The organism is Bordetella genomosp. 2 (assembly GCF_002261345.1).
Classification (GTDB): domain Bacteria; phylum Pseudomonadota; class Gammaproteobacteria; order Burkholderiales; family Burkholderiaceae_B; genus Bordetella_A.
Window position 1 is genome coordinate 1,450,372 of the sequence record NZ_NEVT01000003.1, and the last position, 21,002, is coordinate 1,471,373.

21 protein-coding genes are annotated in these 21,002 nt (G+C 70.9%); 10 read left to right on the plus strand and 11 right to left on the minus strand.

Annotated elements, in window-relative coordinates; genetic code table 11:
* Positions 1-61: 61 nt before the first annotated feature.
* Both CAL24_RS09050 and zigA read left to right on the plus strand, forming a co-directional pair.
* Complete coding sequence (locus CAL24_RS09050) at positions 62-322, plus strand: hypothetical protein (protein ID WP_028353349.1); 261 nt, start codon at positions 62-64, stop codon at positions 320-322.
* A gap of 80 nt (positions 323-402) precedes the next feature.
* Positions 403-1,602: a zinc metallochaperone GTPase ZigA gene (gene zigA / locus CAL24_RS09055; RefSeq protein ID WP_028353348.1), complete on the plus strand. Its 1,200-nt coding sequence runs from the start codon at positions 403-405 to the stop codon at positions 1,600-1,602.
* A 21-nt stretch (positions 1,603-1,623) separates the two neighbouring features.
* Here the strand turns inward: zigA and CAL24_RS09060 are convergent, their stop codons facing one another.
* The 7 genes from CAL24_RS09060 to CAL24_RS09090 all read right to left on the minus strand — a co-directional run bounded on the left by CAL24_RS09060 (position 1,624) and on the right by CAL24_RS09090 (position 10,788).
* Complete coding sequence (locus tag CAL24_RS09060; protein WP_028353347.1) at positions 1,624-2,607, minus strand: tripartite tricarboxylate transporter substrate binding protein; 984 nt, start codon at positions 2,605-2,607, stop codon at positions 1,624-1,626.
* A 118-nt stretch (positions 2,608-2,725) separates the two neighbouring features.
* Entirely contained in the window at positions 2,726-3,733 is a 1,008-nt protein-coding gene (locus CAL24_RS09065) for a Bug family tripartite tricarboxylate transporter substrate binding protein (RefSeq protein ID WP_432759282.1), read from the minus strand.
* 83 nt (positions 3,734-3,816) lie between these two features.
* Entirely contained in the window at positions 3,817-5,073 is a 1,257-nt protein-coding gene (locus CAL24_RS09070; RefSeq protein WP_094806461.1) for a CaiB/BaiF CoA transferase family protein, read from the minus strand.
* 4 nt (positions 5,074-5,077) lie between these two features.
* Entirely contained in the window at positions 5,078-6,217 is a 1,140-nt protein-coding gene (locus tag CAL24_RS09075) for an acyl-CoA dehydrogenase family protein (RefSeq protein WP_094806462.1), read from the minus strand.
* A 9-nt stretch (positions 6,218-6,226) separates the two neighbouring features.
* Positions 6,227-7,423, minus strand: a complete 1,197-nt coding sequence (locus tag CAL24_RS09080) for an acyl-CoA dehydrogenase family protein (protein WP_028353343.1) — start codon at positions 7,421-7,423, stop codon at positions 6,227-6,229.
* 14 nt (positions 7,424-7,437) lie between these two features.
* Entirely contained in the window at positions 7,438-8,619 is a 1,182-nt protein-coding gene (locus tag CAL24_RS09085; RefSeq protein ID WP_028353342.1) for an acetyl-CoA C-acyltransferase, read from the minus strand.
* A 48-nt stretch (positions 8,620-8,667) separates the two neighbouring features.
* On the minus strand, positions 8,668-10,788 hold the full coding sequence (locus CAL24_RS09090; protein WP_094806463.1) for a 3-hydroxyacyl-CoA dehydrogenase NAD-binding domain-containing protein: 2,121 nt from the start codon (positions 10,786-10,788) through the stop codon (positions 8,668-8,670).
* 142 nt (positions 10,789-10,930) lie between these two features.
* Between CAL24_RS09090 and CAL24_RS09095 the strand changes: the two genes are divergently transcribed.
* Positions 10,931-11,854, plus strand: a complete 924-nt coding sequence (locus CAL24_RS09095) for a LysR family transcriptional regulator (RefSeq protein WP_028353340.1) — start codon at positions 10,931-10,933, stop codon at positions 11,852-11,854.
* 80 nt (positions 11,855-11,934) lie between these two features.
* Here the strand turns inward: CAL24_RS09095 and CAL24_RS09100 are convergent, their stop codons facing one another.
* Positions 11,935-13,197, minus strand: a complete 1,263-nt coding sequence (locus CAL24_RS09100) for an allantoate amidohydrolase (protein ID WP_094806537.1) — start codon at positions 13,195-13,197, stop codon at positions 11,935-11,937.
* Between the two features lie 84 nt (positions 13,198-13,281).
* Between CAL24_RS09100 and CAL24_RS09105 the strand changes: the two genes are divergently transcribed.
* Entirely contained in the window at positions 13,282-14,013 is a 732-nt protein-coding gene (locus tag CAL24_RS09105; protein ID WP_028353338.1) for a class I SAM-dependent methyltransferase, read from the plus strand.
* Between the two features lie 21 nt (positions 14,014-14,034).
* Here CAL24_RS09105 and CAL24_RS09110 read toward each other — a convergent pair whose 3' ends face one another.
* The gene (locus CAL24_RS09110; RefSeq protein WP_028353337.1) at positions 14,035-14,736 is read right to left on the minus strand and encodes a glutathione S-transferase family protein; all 702 of its coding nucleotides are present in this window, start codon (positions 14,734-14,736) and stop codon (positions 14,035-14,037) included.
* A gap of 125 nt (positions 14,737-14,861) precedes the next feature.
* Between CAL24_RS09110 and CAL24_RS09115 the strand changes: the two genes are divergently transcribed.
* The gene (locus CAL24_RS09115; RefSeq protein WP_094806464.1) at positions 14,862-15,755 is read left to right on the plus strand and encodes a LysR substrate-binding domain-containing protein; all 894 of its coding nucleotides are present in this window, start codon (positions 14,862-14,864) and stop codon (positions 15,753-15,755) included.
* A 5-nt stretch (positions 15,756-15,760) separates the two neighbouring features.
* Here CAL24_RS09115 and CAL24_RS09120 read toward each other — a convergent pair whose 3' ends face one another.
* Positions 15,761-16,504, minus strand: a complete 744-nt coding sequence (locus CAL24_RS09120; RefSeq protein ID WP_028353335.1) for a class I SAM-dependent methyltransferase — start codon at positions 16,502-16,504, stop codon at positions 15,761-15,763.
* A 77-nt stretch (positions 16,505-16,581) separates the two neighbouring features.
* Between CAL24_RS09120 and CAL24_RS09125 the strand changes: the two genes are divergently transcribed.
* From CAL24_RS09125 to CAL24_RS24420, 5 genes are all read left to right on the plus strand, one after another.
* Entirely contained in the window at positions 16,582-16,932 is a 351-nt protein-coding gene (locus CAL24_RS09125; protein WP_028353334.1) for a GFA family protein, read from the plus strand.
* An 89-nt stretch (positions 16,933-17,021) separates the two neighbouring features.
* A complete protein-coding gene (locus CAL24_RS09130; protein WP_081760347.1) occupies positions 17,022-18,305 on the plus strand; it encodes an MFS transporter in 1,284 nt (427 codons plus the stop codon).
* Between the two features lie 34 nt (positions 18,306-18,339).
* Positions 18,340-18,915, plus strand: coding sequence for a flavin reductase family protein (locus tag CAL24_RS09135; RefSeq protein WP_094806465.1), 576 nt, complete (start codon positions 18,340-18,342; stop codon positions 18,913-18,915).
* 69 nt (positions 18,916-18,984) lie between these two features.
* Positions 18,985-19,482, plus strand: coding sequence for a DinB family protein (locus tag CAL24_RS09140; RefSeq protein WP_094806538.1), 498 nt, complete (start codon positions 18,985-18,987; stop codon positions 19,480-19,482).
* Between the two features lie 46 nt (positions 19,483-19,528).
* Entirely contained in the window at positions 19,529-19,663 is a 135-nt protein-coding gene (locus CAL24_RS24420; RefSeq protein ID WP_269321376.1) for a hypothetical protein, read from the plus strand.
* 24 nt (positions 19,664-19,687) lie between these two features.
* Here the strand turns inward: CAL24_RS24420 and CAL24_RS09145 are convergent, their stop codons facing one another.
* Entirely contained in the window at positions 19,688-20,920 is a 1,233-nt protein-coding gene (locus tag CAL24_RS09145; protein ID WP_094806466.1) for an MFS transporter, read from the minus strand.
* Positions 20,921-21,002 lie beyond the last annotated feature (82 nt).

Below are 21,002 nucleotides of genomic sequence, written 5' to 3' on the forward strand. Positions count from 1 at the left end.
GCGCGGCCCGGCCGTCGCGCCTAGAGTGGAGGCTCTGCAATGACTTCACGAGGACATCATCATGCGAGCGGAAGACATACTGCCCGGCCGCCAGGACTGGACCGAGATCGGCGGCGTGGCGGTGCGCAAGGGCACCGTGGCGGCTTTCCTGGCCAATGCCAGGCTGTGGAGCGATCCGTCGGCCGATGCCGCGGCGCGCGCCGCCGCGGAGCGCGACATTGCCCGGGCGCTGCCGTCGTTGCGAGCGCTCGGGCTGTTCGAAGTGCTGGAGCCGCGCGATCCCGCGCTGCGCGAATGGCTGGAGCGGGCCGCCCGGCGGTAGGGACATGGCGTGCCAGGTTTAGGAATGATATAACATTACATAAATTGCTTCGCCTCCTTCATTCCGCCGCTTCGCACACCATGGACAAACTCCCCGTCACCGTTCTTTCCGGCTTCCTCGGCGCCGGCAAGACCACCTTGCTCAATCACATCCTCAACAATCGCGAGGGCCGCCGGGTGGCGGTGATCGTCAACGACATGAGCGAGGTGAACATCGACGCCGACCTGGTGCGCCAGGGCGGCGCCGAACTGTCGCGCACCGAAGAGAAGCTGGTCGAGATGAGCAATGGCTGTATCTGCTGCACGCTGCGCGAGGACCTGCTGCTGGAAGTGAGCCGGCTGGCGCGCGAAGGCAAGTTCGACCAGCTGGTCATCGAGTCCACCGGCATTTCCGAACCCTTGCCGGTGGCCGAGACGTTCACGTTCGCCGACGAGACGGGCCGCGGCCTGTCGGACGTGGCGCGCCTGGATACCATGGTTACCGTGGTGGACGCGTACAACTTCCTGCGCGACTACAGCTCGTACGACAGCCTGCAGGCGCGTGGCGAGTCGCTCGGCGCCGCGGACGAGCGCACAGTGGTCGACTTGCTGGTCGAGCAGGTGGAGTTCTGCGACGTGATCGTGCTGAACAAGATCGACCTGGTGGAGGCTGGCGCGCGCGAGCGGCTGGCGGCCATGCTCGGGCGCCTGAACCCGCGCGCGCGCATCGTCGCGGCCGAGTTCGGCCGCGTGCCGCTGGACCAGTTGCTCGATACCGGGCTGTTCGACTTCGAGCAGGCCGCGCAGGCGCCCGGCTGGCTGAAGGAGCTGCGCGGCGAACACCTGCCGGAAACGCAGGAATATGGCATCGACAGCTTCGTTTACCGGGCGCGCCGGCCGTTTCATCCGGCCCGCTTTCACGCGCTGATCGAATCGGACTGGCCGGGCGTGGTGCGCTCGAAAGGCTTTTTCTGGCTGGCCAGCCGGCCCGCATTGGCGGGCTCGTGGTCGCAGGCGGGCGGGGTGTGCCGCCACGGGTTGGCGGGCCGGTGGTGGGCCGCCGTGCCGGCCGAGCAATGGCCGCGGGACGCGGAGACGGTGGCCCGCATTCGCGCCAAATGGCACGAGGAAACCGGCGACGCCCGCCAGGAATTGGTGCTGATCGGCATGGGCATGGACCAGGCCGCGCTGCGCGCGCGCCTGGACCGCTGCCTGCTGGACGACGCCGAGATGGCGCAGGGGCCGGCCGCCTGGTCGACCTACCCCGATCCGTTTCCCGGGTGGGAGGCGGGCGAGGCCTGAGCGCGCCGCCGGCCGGGGACCTTATTTGGCCATCAGGCCCAGATGCTCGATCAGGGCCTTGTCCTTGGCGTAGGTGGCCTCGGCCCAGGCCCGGTAGTCGGCGCTGTCGCGATAGACCGGTTCCTGGTTGAGCTGCTGCATGACCTGCATGCTGGCCTCGGAGTACAGCGCTTTCTTGAAGGCGTCGTGCAGGATGCGCACCACTTCCGGGTCCATGCCGGCCGGGCCCGCCAGCCCGTAGGGCGAGGTCGACACGACCCCGTAGCCGAGTTCCTGGGCGGTGGGCACGTCGGGCCAGCGCTTGGTGCGCTTTTCGCCGAAGGTGACCAGCAGGCGCATCTTGCCGGCATCGACGAACTGGTCCCAGCCGGAGGCGTCGCTCTGCGCCATGATGTGGCCGCCCAGCAAGGCCTGCTGCATGTCGGCGTTGCCCTTGAACGGCACGTGGTTGAGCTTCACCTTGGCGTTGATGGCGACTTCTTCCATCAGCAGGTGCGGCGACGAGCCCACGCCGGTGGAGCCGTAGTCGATGGTGCCGGGTTTGTCGCGCGCGGCCTGGATGTACTCGTCGAAGGTCTTGAACGGCGAGTCCGAACGCACGGTGAAGCCGAAGGTGTAGCCCGACAGGCCCAGGATGAAGGTGAAGTCCTTCAGCGGGTCCCAGTCGGTCTTGTGCATGTAGGGCATGCGCAGCATGCCGAGCGGGTACTGGCTGATGGTGTAGCCGTCCGGCTTGGCCGTCTTGGCCATGTTGCTCGGCCCCAGGGTGCCGCCGGCGCCCGGGCGGTTCTCCACGACCACGTTCTGGCCCAGGTGCTTGCTGGCTTCCTGGGCGATGACGCGGAAGTGGCGGTCGGTGGATCCGCCGGCCGGGAAGGGGACGATCAGGGTGATGGGCTTGGTGGGGAAGTCGGTCTTGGCCAGGGCCGGCCACGGCGCGGCGGCCGCCGTCACGGCGGCCAGCGCGAGGCCCAGGCAGGCACGGCGGGTGAGGGTGCAAGGCATGGTGGGTTGTCTCCGATGTTTTATATGGCCGGCTGGGTTGCGGCCCGCGCGCTGGCCGGGCGGCGCGGGCCGGTGAGGGATCGTGGCCAGGTCGTGCGCGGGCGCATGCCCGCCGCGCCTACTCGGCCGTCATGCCTTTGTCGCGCGCCAGCTTGCCCCATTTGGCGTAGTCCGACGCGACGCGCGCGGCCATCTCGGCCGCCGGCTCGTAATGGGCGATGGTGCCGGCGTTGATCAGTTTCTGCTGCAGCCCGGGCTCGGCCAGGATGGCCTGCAGTTCGCGGCCGAGGCGGTCCACCACCGCCTGCGGCGTGCCCAGCGGCGCCAGCAGGCCGCCCCAGGAAACGGCATCGAAGCCGTCGAACCCCTGCTCGGCGATGGTCGGCACGTCGGGCAGCACGGACACGCGCGTCGGCGAACCGACGGCCAGCGCGCGCAGCTTGCCCGCCTGGATATGGGGCAGGGCCGCGACCAGGTCCGCGTACATCATGGGCACCTGCCCGCCGATGGTGTCGGTGATGGCCGGCACGCCGCCCTTGTAGGCCACGTGCTGCATCTTGAACTGGCCGACGTCCTGCAGCAGTTCCATGGTCATGTGGCCGAAGCTGCCGGCGCCCGAGCTGGCGTAGTTCAGTTCGCCGGGATGGGCCTTGGCGTAGTCGATCAGTTGCGGCAGGGTCTTGATGTCCGGCAGCTTTTGCGGGTTGACCACCACCACGATGGGCAGGTCGTAGACCGTGGCCACGGCCTGGAAGTCCTTGGGCGTTTCGTAGCCGGCGCTCTTGTAGAAGAACGGCGCGAACAGGGTGGGCGTGGCCAGCATCATCAGCGTATAGCCGTCGGCCGGCGAGCGCTTGAGCAGGCCGGCCGCGATCGAGCCCGAGGCGCCGGGGCGGTTTTCCACGATCACCGGCTGCTTCAGGCGCGCCTCGAGCTGCTGGCCGACCAGGCGCGAGGCGACGTCGGTGGGGCCGCCGGGCGGGAACGGCACGATCAGCCGGATCGGCTGGCTGGGCCACGTCTGCGCGGCCGCGCCGCCGGCCACCAGCAGGCTGGCGGCGGCGGCCAGCAGGCCGCGACGGATGCGCGAAACGGGAAAATCGACGGAAGGGGTGTTGCTCATCATGGTTGTCTCTTGGTGCTCCACTGCGATTTGCTCTCCTGTGTCCAGGCGTGCGGGCCCCGGGGGCGCGCCGCCGGGTTCGAATCTCAGTCGCCCGACGGCATGTCGGGCAGGGTCAGCACGCCCCTGGCCTGCAGCGCGCGCAGTTCGTCTTCCGGCAATGCCAGCAGGCGCTGCAGGACTTCCTTGGTGCCTTCGCCGAGCGTGGGCGGCGCGTGGCGGATGGGCAGCCGCTGGCCGTCCAGCCGGTACGGCGGCGCATACACGTGCGTGGAGCCGGCCACGGGATGCGGCAGCTCCTGCAGCAGGCCGCCCTGGCGGGTGCGTTCGCTGGTCAGGGCTTCGTGCAGGCCCAGCACCTTGCCGCAGGGGATGCCGCACGCGGCCAGGCGCTCCAGCAGGACGTCGCGCTCGAAGGTGCGGATCAGGTCGGTGACCATGGGCAGCAGCGTGAGGCGATTCCTGGCGCGCTCGACGTTGGTGGCGTAGCGCGGATCCTCGACGATGTCGGGGCGCATGACGACCTGGCGGCAGAATTTGTCGAACTGCGTATTGGTGCCGACGGCGATGATCAGCGGGCCGTCGGCGGCCTCGAACATGCCGTAGGGCACGATGGACGGGTGGGCATTGCCGTAGCGTTGCGGGTCGCGGCCCAGCAGCATGGCGTCCAGCCCGTAGTAGCTGGTCACCATGATGCCGCAGTCGTACAGCGCCATTTCGATCAGGCGCCCGCGCCCGGTGCGCTCGCGCCGGAACAGCGCGGCCAGCACGGCCTGGGCGGCGTACATGCCGGTCATCATGTCGACCGCGGCCACGCCGAATTTCAGAGGGGGCTGGCCCGCTTCGCCATTGATCGCCATCAGGCCGCTCTCGGCCTGGATCACCAGGTCGTAGCCCGGGCGCGCGGCTTCGGGACCCGAACTGTTGTAGCCGCCGATGCCGCAGTAGATCAGGTCCGGCTTGCGGGCCTTCAGCGCTTCGTAGCCCAGGCCGAGCTTTTCGGCGCCGCCGCTCTTGAAGTTGTGGACGACCACGTCGAAATGCGGCAGCAGGTCGTAGACGATCTGCACCCCCTCGGGCGACTGCAGGTCCAGCGTGATGGACCGCTTGTTGCGGTTCATGCTGTTGTAGTAGGTGGTCTCGGTCTTGCCGACGCGCATGCCCCAGTCGCGCGTGTCGTCGCCGCGCACGGGGTGCTCGACCTTGACCACTTCGGCGCCGAAGTCCGCCAGTACCTGGCCGCACAGGGGGCCGGCGAACACGCGGGACAGATCCAGCACGCGGATCCCGTCGAGCGGGAAATCCAGGTCGCCGGTATCGCTACTAGCTCGGGTATCGCTCATGGCGTCAATCCTGGTGCGCGCCCAGCGCGATGAAGCGCGCCAGGTGGTGGTCTTCGTCGCCGAGCTGGTGGTCGATCATCACCAGCCGCTTGGCGTAGTGCGCCAGCGGCAGTTCCCAGGTCATGCCGATGCCGCCGTGCAGCTGGATGCATTCTTCGGCCACCAGCGTGCCGACCCGGCCGATGGTGTACTTGGCCGCCGACAGCGCGCGCTCGCGCGCCACGCGGTCGGGGTGGTCGAGGCAGGCGGCGGCGTTGATGACCGACGAGCGCGCCTGCTCGATTTCCAGCAGCACGTCGGCCATGCGATGCTGCAGGGCCTGGAAGCGGCCGATCGGCACGCCGAACTGCTTGCGCGTCTGCAAGTATTCCAGCGTGGCGTCGCGCGCCGCGTCCATGGCGCCCACGGCTTCGGCGCACAAGGCCAGCAGGCCCTTGCCGATGCAGCGCTCCAGCACGGCGTGGCCGGCGCCGGCCTGGCCCAACAGGGCGCCGGCCGGCAGCCGCACGCCCTCCAGCGAGAGATCGGCGCCGCGCCCGCCGTCGATCAGCGGATAGCCCTGCACGCCCAGCCCGGGCGTGCCGGCGGGCACCAGGAACAGCGAGATGCCGTCGGCCTCGTCTTCGGCGCCGGCGGTGCGGGCCGAGATCACGAACAGGTTGGCGCGCTCGGCCTGGGCCACCACCGCCTTGGCGCCGTCCAGGCGCCAGCCGTCGCCGTCGCGCGTGGCGCGTGTCTGCACCCGCGCCAGCTCGTAGCCGCTGGCCGGTTCGGCGTGCGCCAGGGCGATCGCCGTGGCGCCGGCCAGCAGCGATTCGAGCGCCTGCTTCTGTTCGGCCGAGCCGGCCGCGGCAATGGCATCGCCGGCCATCAGGGCGTCGAGGAAAGGTTCGACGACCAGGCCGCGGCCCAGCGCCTCGAACACCACCGCGATGTCGAAGCCGCCGCCGCCCAGCCCGCCGTCGGCTTCCGCGAACAGCGCGCCCAGCGCGCCCAGTTCGGCGTAGCGCTGCCAGAATTCGGCGCTGTAGCCCTCGGGCGAGCGCGCGATGCGGTCGCGCACGGCGAAGCCGTACTGTTCGGCCACGAAGCGTTTCAACATGTCCGACAGCATGCGCCGGTCTTCGGTATGGTCGAAGTTCATGCGGGTTCCTTACAGTCCCAGGATCATCTTCGAGATGATGTTCTTCTGGATTTCATTCGAGCCGCCGAAGATCGACAGCTTGCGGTAGTTGAAGTATTGGGCGGCCGCGCTGTCGGCGCCGTGCGGGCCGATGCGCGGGCCGGCGTAGTCGTCGTCGAGCGCCTGCTCGATGTACGGCCGCGCGTAGGGCCCCATGGCGCGGCGGTTCAGCGCGGTGAGTTCCTGGCGGATTTGCGTGCCGCGGATCTTGAGCATGGAGCTCTCGGCGCCCGGGGCGCCGCCGTTGGCGGCGGCGGCCAGCACGCGCAGGTTGGTGGTGCGCATGTTGTCGAGCTCGATCTCGACGCGCGCCAGGCGCGCCGCGAAGGCCGGGTCCTGCGCCAGCGGGCGGCCGTTCTTGCGCTGCCGCGCGGCCAGTTCCTTGAGCTGCAGCAGGGCCGCAGTGGACAGGCCCACGCCGGCGATGTTGGTGCGCTCGTAGGTCAGCAGGTATTTGGCGCAGGACCAGCCGCGATTTTCCTCGCCCACCAGGTTGGCGGCGGGGACGCGCACATCCGAGAAGAACACTTCGTTGACTTCGTGCTCGCCGTCCAGGGTGATGATGGGACGGACCTCGATGCCGGGCGTGTTCATGTCGATCAACAGGAAGCTGATGCCCTCCTGCGGCTTGCCCTCGGTTCGGGTGCGCACCAGGCAGAAGATCATGTTGGCGTGCTGGCCGAGCGTGGTCCAGGTCTTCTGGCCGTTGACGATGTAGTGGTCGCCGTCCCGCACCGCGCTGGTCTTGAGCGAGGCCAGGTCCGAGCCGGCGCCCGGCTCGGAGTAGCCCTGGCACCACCAGTCGGAGCCGTCCAGGATGCGCGGCAGCCAGTAGCGCTTTTGCGCTTCGTCGCCGTACTTGATCAGCACGGGTCCCAGCATGCTCAGGCCGAACGGCACGATGCGCGGCGCATGGGCCAGCGCGCATTCGTTCTCGAAGATGAATTTCTGCACGGCGCTCCAGCCGGTGCCGCCGTATTCGCGCGGCCAGTGGCTGGCCAGCCAGCCACGCGCATTCAGGATGGCGTGCCAGGCTTCCATGTCTTCCTTGCGCAGGCGGCGGTGCTCGCGCACCTTGCGCGCCAGCGCCTCGGGCAGCTCGGCCGCCAGGAAGGCGCGCACTTCGGCGCGGAACGCCTCTTCTTCGGGGGTGAAATTCAAGTCCATGGATGTTCTCGTGCTCAATAGATTTCGAACAGGCCGGCCGCGCCCATGCCGCCGCCCACGCACATGGTGACCACGGCATGGCGCGCGCCGCGCCGGCGGCCTTCGATCAGGACGTGGCCGGCCAGCCGCGCGCCGGTCACGCCGAACGGGTGGCCCAGCGAGATGGCGCCGCCATCGACATTGAGCTTTTCCGCCGGAATGCCGAGGGTCTGCTGGCAGTACAGCGCCTGCGAGGCGAACGCCTCGTTCAGTTCCCAGAGGTCGATGTCGTCGACCTTCAGGCCGTGGCGGGCCAGCAGGCGCGGCACCGCGTATACCGGGCCGATGCCCATTTCGTCGGGTTCGCAGCCGGCGATGGCCAGGCCGCGGAACGCGCCCAGCGGCTGCAGCCCGGCGCGCTCGGCGTCGCGGGCCTCCATCAGCACGCACGCCACCGCGCCGTCCGACAGCTGCGAGGCATTGCCCGCGGTAATGAACTGGCCCGCGCCACGCACCGGCTCGAGCCTGGCCAGGTTCTCGTAGGTGGTGCCTGGACGGTTGCAGGTATCGGCGTCCACCGTGACCTCGCGCTGCGTGACCGCGCCCGTGGCCTTGTCGGTGACGGCCATGGTGGTGGTGACGGCAATGATCTCGTCGCGATAGCGGCCGGCCGCCTGGGCTTCGGCGGTGCGGCGCTGGCTTTCCACGCTGAAGCGGTCTTGCGCTTCCCGGCTGATGCCATAGCGGGCCGCGACAATGTCGGCGGTTTCGATCATGGGCAGGTACAGGGCCGGCTTGTTTTCGAGGATCCAGGGATCGGTGCCGGCGTTGGGGTCGTCGCGCGTGCGGATGTGCGACACGCTTTCGACGCCGCCGGCGATCATCGCGGGCGCGCCGTCCATGACGATGCGCGCCGCCGCGCTGGCGATCGCCTGCAGGCCCGAGGCGCAGAAGCGGTTGACCGTGGCGCCGCCCACGCTGACGGGCAGCCCGGCGCGGATCACCGCCTGGCGGCCGATGTTGCGGCCGGTGGTGCCTTCGGGATAACCGCAGCCCAGGATGGCGTCTTCGATCAGGGCCGGGTCGATGCCGGCGCGCTCGACCGCCGCGCGCACCGCGAAGGCGGCCAGGGTGGCCCCCGGGGTCAGGTTGAATTCGCCGCGATGGGCCTTGGTGATGGGCGTGCGGGCGGTAGAGACGATGACGGCTTCGCGCATGGCGGGCAATCCAGTAAAGATAATGGGAACGGCGGGGCGGCCGGGCGGTCAGGCGTGGTTCAGGCTGGCGAAAGTCCGGCCGCTTTCGGCCAGTTCGACCAGCAGCGGCGCCGGTTTCCAGAAATGGGGATCCTGGGGGGCGAATTCGCGTATGTCGGCGAGGATGCGCGGCAGGCCGACCTGGTCGGCGTAGTGCATCGGGCCGCCGCGATGGCGCGGAAAGCCATAGCCGTACAGGAACGCCACATCGACATCGAGCGGCCGCAGCGCAATGCCTTCGCGCACGACGTTGGCGGCTTCGTTGATCATGGCGGCCAGGTAGCGGCGCTGGATTTCTTCCTGGTCGAACGCGCGCGGCGTGATGCCGGCGCGCTGGCGCTCGGCGTCGATGATGGCCAGCACTTCGGGGTCGGGCGTGCCCGTGCGCGCGCCGTCCGGGTACAGATAGAAGCCGCGGCCGGTTTTCTGGCCGAACCAGCCGCGCTCGCACAGGCGGTCGGCGATCTGCACGTAGCGCAGTTGCGGGTCGCGCGTGGCGGCGCGCCGCTTGCGGGTGGCCCAGCCGATGTCGCCGCCGGCCAGGTCGGTCATCTGGTAGGGGCCCATGGGATAGCCGAAGGCGCGCACGGCGTCGTCGATCTGGTAGGGCGAGGCGCCGTCTTCCATCATCAGTTCGGCGGCCTGGCGGTGCACGGCCAGGATGCGGTTGGCAATGAAGCCGTCGCACACGCCGGCGCGCACCGGAACCTTGCGCAGGCGCCGCGCCAGCTCGAAGCCGGTGGCCACGGTGTCGGGCGCGCTGCGGCCGCCCACCACCACTTCCAGCAGCTTCATGATGTTGGCCGGCGAGAAGAAGTGCAGGCCCAGCACGTCGGCCGGGCGCCGCGTGGCGGCGGCGATGCGGTCGATGTCCAGGTATGAGGTGTTGCTGGCCAGTACCGCGCCGGGCTTGGCGACGCGGTCGAGCGCGGCGAACACGGCGGTCTTGACGTCCATGTCTTCGAACACGGCTTCGACGATGAGATCGGCGTCGGCCAGCGCGTCGTAGGAGGTGGCGCCGCGGTAGCGGGCCATGCGCTCGGCCTTGCCGGCGGCGTCCAGCCGGCCTTTCTTGATGAGCAGGTCGTACACCTGCTCGACGCGGGCGCGGCCGCGCGCCAGGGCGGCGTCGTCCTGCTCGACCATGACCACCGGCAGCCCGGCGTCCAGCATGGCGACGGCGATGCCGGCGCCCATGGTGCCGCCGCCGACCACGCCCAGGCGTTCCAGCGGACGCGGCTGGGCAGCGCGGGTCTCGGGCGCCTTGGCGGTCTCGCGTTCGGCGAAGAAGGCATGCACCAGGCCGGCGCGTTGCGGGCTGTCCAGGCATTGCAGGAACAGGGCCCGCTCGGTGCGCAGGCCGGCGTCGAACGGCTGGTCGAGCGCGGCCTGCACCGCGTCGATGATCTTGGCGGGCGAGAACAGGCCGCGTGCGCGCGCCTCGACCTGGGCGCGGGCGGCATCGATGGCCGCCTGGGCGGCGGCCCGGTCGGCCAGCGCGGCCGTGGCGTCGCGGGTGCGCCTTGGCGCCGCGCCTTGCGCCAGCAGTTCGCGCGCATAGGCCAGCCCCGCCGCCAGGGCGTCGGCGCCGCTGTCCAGCCGGTCGACCAGCCCCAGCGACAGGGCTTCTTCGGCGCTGGCATGCCGGCCCGAGAGCATCAGGTCCAGTGCGGCGGCGGCGCCGGCCAGGCGCGGCGCGCGCTGCGTGCCGCCGGCGCCCGGCAACAGGCCCAGGTTAACTTCCGGCAGGCCCAGCCTGGCGCCGGGCAGGGCGATGCGGTAGTGGGCCGCCAGGGCGATCTCCAGCCCGCCGCCCAGCGCCGCGCCGTGCAGCGCCGCCACGACCGGCTTGGCGCTGGCCTCGATGGCGTTGCATACGTCGGGCAGCGCGGGCGGCTGGGGCGGCTTGCCGAATTCGCGGATGTCGGCGCCCGCGATGAAGTTCCGCCCGGCGCCGACCAGCAGCACCGCCTGCACCGAGGCATCGTCCTGCGCGGCCTGGATCGCGTCGGCCAGCCCGCGCCTGACGTCGGCGCTCAGCGCGTTGACCGGGGGATTGTCGATGGTGAGGACCAGGATGCCGTCGTGCCGTTGCGAGGCAACGGCGCCGTGGGGCGCGCGCTCTGCCATGGGATGTCGTCTCCGGAGATGCAGGCCAGCGGGCCTGTCTGGTGTGATGTGCGTAACCGTCCTATTCTTCCCCAGCAAGGAAGTCTTGACAATGGCATCAAGAGTTGACACTGCGTACAAGAAAATTTGACAATTGCGCCTCATGGACACCAAATCGCTGACCCTGCTGGTCGAGATCCTCGACGCCGGCAACCTGAGCGAAGCCGCGCGCCGGCTGAAGATGACGCGCGCCAATGTCAGCTACCACCTGAACCAGCTCGAGCGGGCCGTGGGCATGCAACTCGTGCGCCGCACGACGCGCCGGGTCGAGCCCACCGAGATCGGCCTGAAGCTGTACCAGCACGGCCGCAGCATTCGCGACGAGCTGGCCGCGGCGCGCGAATCGGTCGAATCGCTCGGCAAGACGCCGCAGGGCCGGGTGCGCCTGAGCGTGCCGAGCGGCTACGGGCAGTTCGTCATGTCGCCGTGGCTGCTGGAATTCATGCGCAGCTATCCCGGCATCGTGCTGGACGTGCTGTTCGAGAACAGCGTGGAAGACCTGCTGCGCGAAGAGGTGGACCTGGCCGTGCGCATCATGTCCGAACCGCCCGGCCACCTGGTGGCGCGCGAGCTGGGCCGGGTCCGCTACGTGGCCTGCGCCTCGCCCGCCTATGCGGCGCGGCGCGGCCTGCCGGCGCGGCCGGAGGCGCTGTGCGGCGCGCCCATCATCAGCGCCGCGGTCATCGGCCGGCCGCTGCGGCTGTCGGCCTACCAGGGCAACCAGCGCCAGCAGGTCGTGCTGGAGCCCACCGTGGTGTCGCGCAATTATCCGTTCCTGCGCGACGCGGCGCTGGCCGGGCTGGGCATCGCGGTGGTGCCGGACTACGTGGTGCACGAGGACATCGCGCAGGGCCGCCTGCTGACCGCGCTGGAGCAGTGGCGCCTGAGCATTTTCGGGCGCAGCATGTACCTGCTGTACATGCCGAGCCGCCATCATCCGCGCGCGCTGGCGATGCTGATCGAGTTCATCCTGGCCAAGGCCCTGGCGGCCCACGAAGGCCGGCCGGGGCTGCTGCCGCCGGGGTGAGCGGCGTGGATGGTCGCGCCGCGAGCCAGGATGTCAGACACCTGCGCATCGCGGGACATCCTTGCCTATTACGCAGGCGCCTACCGCGGCGCATCGGCGCCAAAGGCGCGCAGGAAGTCGAGAACCGCCTGGCCGGCCAGCTGCGCGTCGGCGGCCGTCATGGTTTCCTGGGGGTTGTGGCTGACGCCGCCGTTGCCGCAGCGCACGAACAGCATGCTGGCCGGCACCACGCGCCCCAGCAGCATGGCGTCGTGGCCGGCGCCCGACGGCAGGTCCAGGACCGTCACGCCCTGCTTCGCCACGGCCTGCCGCCAGAGCGCCTGGTGCGACGGGGCGCAGGGCGTGGCGGGCACGCGCATCAGTTCTTCACAAGTCCACTCGATGCGGCGGCGCGCGCAGATCTCGGCGATGCGCGCTTCGAGGTCGTCCAGCGCCCGGTCGCGCTCCGCATCCTGCGCGGCGCGCACGTCCAGCGTCAGGTGGCAGGCGCCCGGGATGACGTTGATGGAGCCGCCGGGCACTTCCAGCATGCCGACCGTGCCGACCAGCCCGGGCGCCTGGGCGCAGCGGGCCTCGACGGCCAGCACGATCTCGGCGGCCGCGCAGGCGGCGTCGCGGCGCAGGTCCATGGGGGTGGTGCCGGCATGGCCGGCGGCGCCGGCCAGCGTTACCCGGCGCCGTACGCAGCCGGCGATGGAGGTCACCACGCCCAGCGGCAGGCCGCGCTGCTGCAGGACCGGGCCCTGCTCGATGTGCACTTCGAAATAATGGCGCAGGCGCGAGTCGACGGCCTGGCCGGCCGCGCCCGCGGGGTCGAGGCCGGCGTCGTGCATGGCCTGGCGCAGCGGGATGCCGTCGGCGTCCTGCCGGTCGAGCTGGGCCCCATCGAACGCGCCGATGTAGGCCGACGACCCGAGGAACGAGCCGCCGTAGCGCACGCCTTCTTCCTCGGCGAAGCCGACCACTTCGAAGTCGAACGGCAGCCGTTCGCCGCGCCGGTGCAGCTCGGCCACCACCGCGATGGGCAGCAGGATGCCGAGCCGGCCGTCGTACTTGCCGCCGTCGCGCACGGTGTCGTAATGGCTGCCGGTGGCCACCAGCATCGGCTCGTCGCAGCCGGGCGCGGCGCGGTAGCGGCCGATGACGTTGCCGACGGCATCCTGCCGCACGGTGTCGAAACCGGCTTCCTGCATCCATGCTTGCAACTGGCGGGCCGTCGCCCGGTGGGCCGGCGTCAGGTAGGTGCAGGTGAGGTTGTCGGGATGGTCGGACCAGCGGGCGAGCGCTTCGGCATGAGCCATGACGGCATCGCCGAACGGCGCGGTGGAAGAAGGCGTGGACATGGCGTATTGGAATGAAGGCGGCGGTTTCTTATACCATTGCGGCCGCATTCGTAGAATGCCGGTTTGCGTGCACGAGGAACTGATATGGGCAACGAAGAGCGCGACGCCGACCGGGCGCACTGGTCGCGCGTGGCCGACCAGTGGATCGCCTGGGCCCGCGCGCCGGGCCACGACGCTTTCTGGGCGTATCGCGATGCGCTGCTGGCGTTTGTGGGCCCCGGCACGGGCGCGGCGCTGGACGTCGGCTGCGGCGAGGGGCGGGTGGCGCGCGCGCTGACAGCGCTGGGCTACCGGGTCACCGCGGCCGATCCGGTCGAGCGCTTCGTGGCGGCGGCCGCGGCCGCCGATTCGGCCGACGCCTATGCGGTCGCGCCGGCCGCCGCGCTGCCGTTCGCGCCGGCCAGTTTCGACCTGGCCATGGCCTACAACGTGCTGATGGACGTCCAGGATGTGCCCGCCGCGCTGGCCGGGATCCGGCGCGTGCTGCGACCCGACGGCGCGCTGTTCGTCTCGATCGTGCACCCGTTCGCCGACCGCGGCCAGTTCGCCGACTCCCGACCGGACGCGCCGTTCGTGCTGCAGGGCTCGTACTTCGGCCGCCAGCGCTTCGAGGGCACGGAAGCGCGCAACGGCCTGAGCATGGATTTCGCCGGCTGGTCGCTGCCGCTGGAAGACTACATGGCCGCACTGGAGCAGGCCGGCTTCGCCGTCGTGGCGTTGCGCGAGCCGCGCCCGGATATACGGGCGCGGCCGGACCTGGCCCGCTGGAACCGCATGCCGATGTTCCTCTGGTTGAAGGCCCGGCCGCTGCCCTGAAACCGCGGCCGCGCGCCTGGCTCAGCGCGGCAGCAGCGCCAGCGCATCGGCCAGCGCGATCTCGCCCTGGTAGCCGCCGCCGGACGCAGGCGCCCGCCCGGCTTCGATGCCATGTGCGAACGCCACCGCCGGGTCGGCCTGCAGGCGATCGTACAGGCGGCTGAGATTGGGATAGTCACGCCGGTCGAGCACCGCGTGATAGTCGGCCCAGCGCGCGATGCCGGCAAAGTAGGCGTCGGCCACGCTGCGGCGCTCGCCCAGCAGCCACGGCCCGTCGCCCAGCAGGGCGTCCAGGGTGGCATGCGTTTTTTCGACCTTGTCGCGGCCATACTCGGCCAGCGCGGTCCTGGCGGCGCCTTCTAGGTCATGTTCGAGCACGTGCCACAACGGAGCGAAAGCGTTGAAGAAGCTCGTGTTCAGATAGGCCAGCATCTGGTTCAGGCGGTCGAAGTCGCGGCTGCCTTGCGGATGGCCGAGCCCCTGGGCAATGCCGCGCGCGCCGATGTGGTTGAGAATGGCCATGCTTTCGGTGATCACGTCGCCGGCCGCGCTCAGGTAAGCAGGGGTCTCGGCCGCCGGGTTGATGCGGCGGAAGTCCGCGCCGGAGACGGCCTCGGGCATCTGGATCCGGCACAGCCGGTAGGGCTGGCCCAGCCACTCGAGCGCCACGATGCTGCCGAACGAGCAGCCGGAAGGGACGCCGTAGAAAAGAATAGGGGTCATGTCGTGCTCCTGTAGGGGCGCCGCCGGGTGCGGCGCGTGGGCATGACTATCCCGCAGTGGACGATGGTTGAGTAGTCGGTCAAAATTCAACCTGAAGTCCACATTTATAGACTTTGCGTGGCGCCATGCTCAACCTGAACGACCTGCATTTCTTCGTCGCCGCCGTCGACCAGGGCGGCTTCGCGGCGGCCGCGCGCCGCCTGGACGTGCCCAAATCCACGGTCAGCAAGCGGGTGGCCGAGCTCGAGCGCGCGCTGGCGGCGCGGCTGGTGCATCGCACTTCGCGCAGCTTCACGCTGACCGACATCGGCCGCGATTTCTACGAGCATGCGCGGGCGGCCATCATAGAGACCGAGGCCGCGCAGGACATCGTGCGCCGCCGTGCCGCCGAGCCGAGCGGCCGGGTGCGCCTGACTGCTTCGATGCCGGTGGCGCAGCAGTACCTGGCGCCGCACTTGCCGGCGCTGGTGGCGGCCTATCCGAAGCTGCACGTGCTGCTGGACGTATCGGACCGCTACGTGGACCTGGTGCAGGAAGGATTCGACATCGCGGTGCGCAGTCATTTCGCGCCCTTGCCCGATTCCGATCTGGTGCAGCGGCCGCTGGCCCGCGAGCCGCTCATCCTGGTCGCCGCGCCCGCCTACCTGGGCGCGCATCCGGCGCCCCTGGAGCCGGCGGACCTGGCCGCCCATCATGGCCTGCTGAGCGGCCCGGCGGCCGGCACCTGGCGCCTGGCGCGCCCCGCTGATGCCTCGCCACCCGTGAGCGTGGTGCCGCTGCCGCGCGCTACCGCCAACGAATCGACCGTGCTGTCGAGCCTGGCGGAGGCCGGCCTGGGCATCGCCTGCCTGCCGGCCAGCCTGTGCCGCGCGGCGCTGGATGCGGGACGCCTGCGGCGCGTGCTGGACGGATGGGAAGCCGGGAGCGTCACCACCTCGCTGGTGATGCCGCATCGGCGCGGCCAGTTGCCGGGTGTGCGCGCGGTCGTGGATTTCCTGGTGGAGCGGGTCGGCGGCTGACGGCCTCAGCGCCGCGCGGCCACCAGCAGGAGCATGGGCCGTTCGCGCTCATCCTGCAGCGCGGGCAGCTCGGCCAGTTGCTGCGGGGTCGGGCCCCAGTCCTCGACATGGGTCAGGGTGAAGCCGGCGCGCATCACGCCATTGAGCAGTGTGCCCAGGGTGCGATGCTGCTTGATCACGCCGGGCGCCAGCCAGTCGGTGCGGCGGGGGCCTTCGACCTGGTAGTTGTCCACCGGCCAGCTGCGGCGGCCTTCGGCATCGATGATCCAGTCGGGGCGGCGCGACGCCATGTAGATGGGGTGCTCGATCGAGAACACCAGGCTGCCGCCCGGCGCGAGGGCGCGATGCACCGTGGCCAGCAGGCGCGCCAGGTCTTCGATGTAGTGCAGGGTCAGCGAACTGTACGCCAGGCCGAACGCGGCCTCGGGCAGGGCCAGGGTTTCCAGGTCGGCGCGCGTGTAGGTGATGGCGGCGCCGGCCGCGCCGGCCTGCGCATCGAGTTCGGCGGCGCGTTCCAGCATGCGGGCCGAGACATCCAGGCCGAGCACCGAGCGCGCGCCATGGGCGGCGGCCCAGCGGCAGAACCAGCCGTAGCCGCAGCCCAGGTCGACGATATCCAGCCCGCGCACCTCGGGCAGCAGGGCGCGCAGCGCGGGCCATTCGGGCGCGCCATCCAAACCGTGCACGGAGCGGTTCAACTGGCTGTAGCCGGCGAAGAAATCGGGGTTGTCGTAGATGTTCTGGGTCATGCACCGTTTATAACCCGGCCTGCGGTAGACTCGTCGCCATGAATGGCCGGTCCATGTGCCGTGTTCGGGAGATTGCCATGTCGTTCCAGGGTAGCTGTCATTGCGGCGCGGTCCGCTTCACGGTGGACGCGGATCCGCCCGCTTCGGCCATCAGCTGCAACTGTTCGCACTGTCGCCGCAAGGGGTTCCTGCTGGCGTTCTTTCCCGCCGAGCGCTTCACGCTGGAGGCAGGCGAGGAGGCCTTGCAGGACTACGCGTTCAACACCCACAAGATCAACCATCGCTTCTGCCGCCACTGCGGCACCCAGGCCTTCGCGTACGGCGCCAACCCGGATGGCTCGCCGGTGCGCGCGGTGAACCTGCGCTGCGTGCCCGCCATCGACCTGGACGCCCTGACGCTGCAGCAGTTCGACGGGGCGTCCCACTAGGCCCGCGGCGCCACATTTCGACCGCGGCCGCAACATGCGCGCGGCCGGGCGGGCACACTACCGCCTGGGACCACGCCTGGGGAGGGGCGATGCAAGAAGCTGCGCACGAGTCGGGCGGGGGCCGCCGGCCCGTTGTCTTCATGGGGTGGCGCGTGGTGGGCGCCGCTTTCATCATTGCCCTGTTCGCCTGGGGCATCGGCTTCTACGGGCCGCCCATCTTCCTGAGCGAGCTGCATCGCGCGCGCGGCTGGCCGGTGGCGCTGGTTTCGCTGGCGATGACCGGGCATTTCCTGTGCGGCGCCGCGGTGGTGGCCAACCTGGGCTGGCTGCATCGCCGTTTCGGCGTGGCCAACATAACCCGCGCGGGCGCGTTGCTGACGGCGGCCGGGCTGCTGGGCTGGGGGCATGCCGGCGAGCCGTGGCAATTGTTCCTGGCCATGCCTTTCAGCGGCGCGGGTTGGGCGATGACCAGCGGCGCCGCGCTCAATGCGATGGTGTCGCCGTGGTTCGAGCGGCGCCGTCCCGCCGCGCTGGGCATGGCGTTCAACGGCGCCAGCCTGGGCGGCGTGGTGTTCTCGCCGTTGTGGGTGGCGCTGATCGCATGGCTCGGCTTTGGCGCGGCCGTGCTGGTGGTGGCGGCGGCGATGGTCGCGACGATCTGGTGGCTGGCGTGGCGCTACCTGGCACTGACGCCCGCCGCGCTCGGACAGTCGCCCGACGGCGGCGAGGCCGGCGGCCCGGCGCGCGCGCCGGCCGTCGCGACCGCTACGCGCGCCGGGCCGTTGGCCTCGCCGTGGCGCGACGCGCGCTTCCGCACTTTGATTGCGGCCGCCTCGCTGGGCCTGTTCGCCCAGGTCGGGCTGGTGGCGCACCTGTTCTCGATGCTGGTGCCCGTATTGGGCGAAAGCGGCGCCGGCGCCGCCATGGGGCTGGCCACGGCATGCGCGATCGGCGGGCGCATGGTGCTGGCCAGGTTGATGGGGCCGGGCGCCGACCGCCGCATGGCGGCCGCGGTCAACCTGGCGCTGCAGGCGCTCGGCTCGGCCGTGCTGCTGGCCGCGAACGGCTCGCCGGCGGGCATGGTGCTGGGCTGCTGCCTGTTCGGGCTGGGCCTGGGCAATGTGACGTCGCTGCCGCCGCTGATCGCGCAGGCCGACTTCCGGCCGGCCGACGTGGCGCGCGTGGTGGCGCTGGTCACCGCGGCGGGGCAGGCCGGCTATGCGTTCGCGCCGGCCGCGTTCGGCCTGCTGCGCGGCGTCGGCGGGCCGGGGCAGGACGGCTGGCTGTTCGTGGCGGCGGGCCTGGTGCAGATCGCGGCCGCAGCCTGGATGCTGGCCGGCCGCCGCGTCCGGCCGGCAGACGAGGTAGCATGACAGCCGTCTGCAAATCTCATCGTGCCGTACCGTCATGTCGACCCTCCCGCCGCGCCAGCCCGTCGAACTCGCCAAGTGCTATCGCCTGCTCAACCACGGTCCCACCGTGCTGGTGGGTAGCGCCCACGCCGGGCGCCGCAATGTCATGGCGGCGGCCTGGACCATGCCCCTGGATTTTTCGCCGCCCAAGGTCGCGGTGGTGATCGATCGCACTACGCTGACCCGGGAACTGGTGGAAGCCTCGGGCGAGTTTTCCTTGAACGTGCCGTCGCGCGCCGCGGCCGCGGCGGCGCTGACCGCCGGTTCGGTGTCCGGGCGCGAGCGCGACAAGTCGGGCCTGCCCGGCCTGGCCATGGACGCCGCCAGCCGGATCGGCGCGCCGCTGCTCGACGGCTGCCTGGCCTGGCTGGAGTGCCGGGTGATTCCCGAGCCGCACATCCAGGACCGCTACGACCTGTTCCTGGGCGAGGTGGTCGCGGCCTGGGCCGATCCTCGCGTATTCCGCGACGGGCACTGGGAATTCGCGCCCGACGGTCCGCGCAGCATCCATTACGTTGCCGGCGGCAATTTCTTCGAGACTGGCGCGGCGTTCGAGGTGGCGCCCGAGTAAAGGACAAGCGTGCGCCGGGCGCGCGCGAGGCTTATCATGGTCGGCCGTTGACTCGACCGTCCCGCCATGATCGACACCGCCACGCTGACTGCCCTGCGCGAGTTCCCCGACCGCTTCGCGGCCTTCTACGCCGCCGTGCCCGCCGGTTTTGCCAACTGGAGCCCGGCGTCCTGGGAAGGCGTGCCGAGCGAACCGTTCACGCCCATCGGCCAGGTATGCCACGTTCGCGATATCGAGATCGACGGCTATCACGTGCGCCTGTCCCGCACCCTGCAAGAGCGGCATCCGCTGCTGGTGTCGCTGGACGGCGATGCGCTGGCCATCGAACGCGACTACGCCGGCGCCGACGCGGACGCGGCCCTGGCGGCGTTCCGCGGGGCGCGCGTGCGCACGCTGGAACTCCTGGCCGGCCTGGACGACACGCAACTGGCCCGCACGGCGGAGTTCGAGGGGTACGGCACCCTGACGCTGCGCAGCCTGGTGCACTATCTTTGCAGCCATGACCAGCAGCACCTGGCGGGCCTGCAATGGCTGCTGGGCAAGATCGACGCGCACCGCCACGCCTAGCGGAAACGGCCCGCCGGCGCCGTCGTCGCGGTGCTATCCTGGCGAGATGAACAAGGGAACCTGGCTCGCCGTCGGCATCGCCCTGGGCGCGGCCATCGGCGCCGCGCTGGACAACATCGCCATGGGCATCGGCATCGGCGTGGCCCTGGGCATCGCCATGGGCCTGGAGAGCCGCCGCTGACGCGCCCGCCGGCCCGGCCAGGGATCAGGCATGGTCGGCCGTGGGCTGACGCCGCAGGGCGGGCACGCGCGAGCCGAACAGCACACCGAATTGCAGCACGAAGCCCACGGCCATGGCCCACAGGCAGGCCGCGGCGCCATAGCGTGCCGCCAGCGCCGCGCCGAGAGCCGCGCCGAGCGGGCGCGCGCCGAACGACGCCGCCAGGATCGTGGCCGAGACGCGGCCCAGCAGCGCGTTCGGTGTGACCGCCTGGCGCAGCGTGGTCGTGGCGATCGTCCACAGGATCGGCCCGGCGCCGAACAGGAAGAAGGCCGCGCCGGCCAGCAGGCCCGAGGGCCACGCCAGGGTGGTCAGCATCAGCAGGGCGGCGGCCAGGGCCGCCAGCGGGCCCGCCCCGACCAGCGCCCCGAACGGCAGCCGGCGCGACAAGGCCGGCGCGAGCAGGGCGCCGGCCACCATGCCGACACCATAGATGCCCAGCGTCAGGCCGACTTGCGCGGCGTCCAGGCCCAGATGGTCGACGGCATACGCCACATAGACGGCCTGCAGCAGGAACCATGCCGTATTGAAGAATACCGCCGTGATCAGCACCGGCCGCAGCAAGGGGTGCGCCGCGACGAAGCGCGCGCCTTCCGCCAGCTCGCGTAGCGGGTGTAGGCGGGCGCGCGCAGATGCAGGCTGGCGCGGCAGGCCGGCCAGCAGGCCCGCCGCCAGTAGCGACAGGGCGACCGCCAATGCGTAGGCGGCCGAGGCGCCCAGCGCGCCCAGCAGCGCGCCGCCCACGGCCGGTCCGGCGGCAAAGGCGATGCTGCGAGCCAGTTCCAGCCAACGGTTGGCCGCCGCGAGGGCCGCGGCGGGCACCAGCGTCGGCAGCAAGGCCGGCGCCGCCACGCTGTAGGCCACCGTGCCGATGGCGCCGATGCAGCCCAGCGCCGCCAGCCACGCCAGGTCCAGGCGGTCCAGCCACCACAGCCCCAGCAGGCCCAGCAGCGATAGCGCGCGCAGGGCTTCGGCCGCCGCCATGAGGCTGCGCCGCGAAACCCGGTCGGCCAGTACGCCGGCGGGCAAGGACAGCAATAAAAAGGGCAGGGTCTGCGCGGTCTGCAGATAGCCGGTCTGCGCGGCGCTGGCGCCCAATGCCAACACCGCGACCAGCGGCGCGGCCGCCAGCGCCAGTTGTTCGGAAAACTGCGCGCACAGGTTGGACAGGGCCAGGCGGCGGAATGGCGCGAGCGGTCGGCGGGCGGGCAGCGGCATGAGGCGTGGGCGGGCATGGACGGGGAGGCCATGCTAGCGGCCGGCCGGGGCGGCCGCATCCCGTTCATTGCGGCGAAATTCC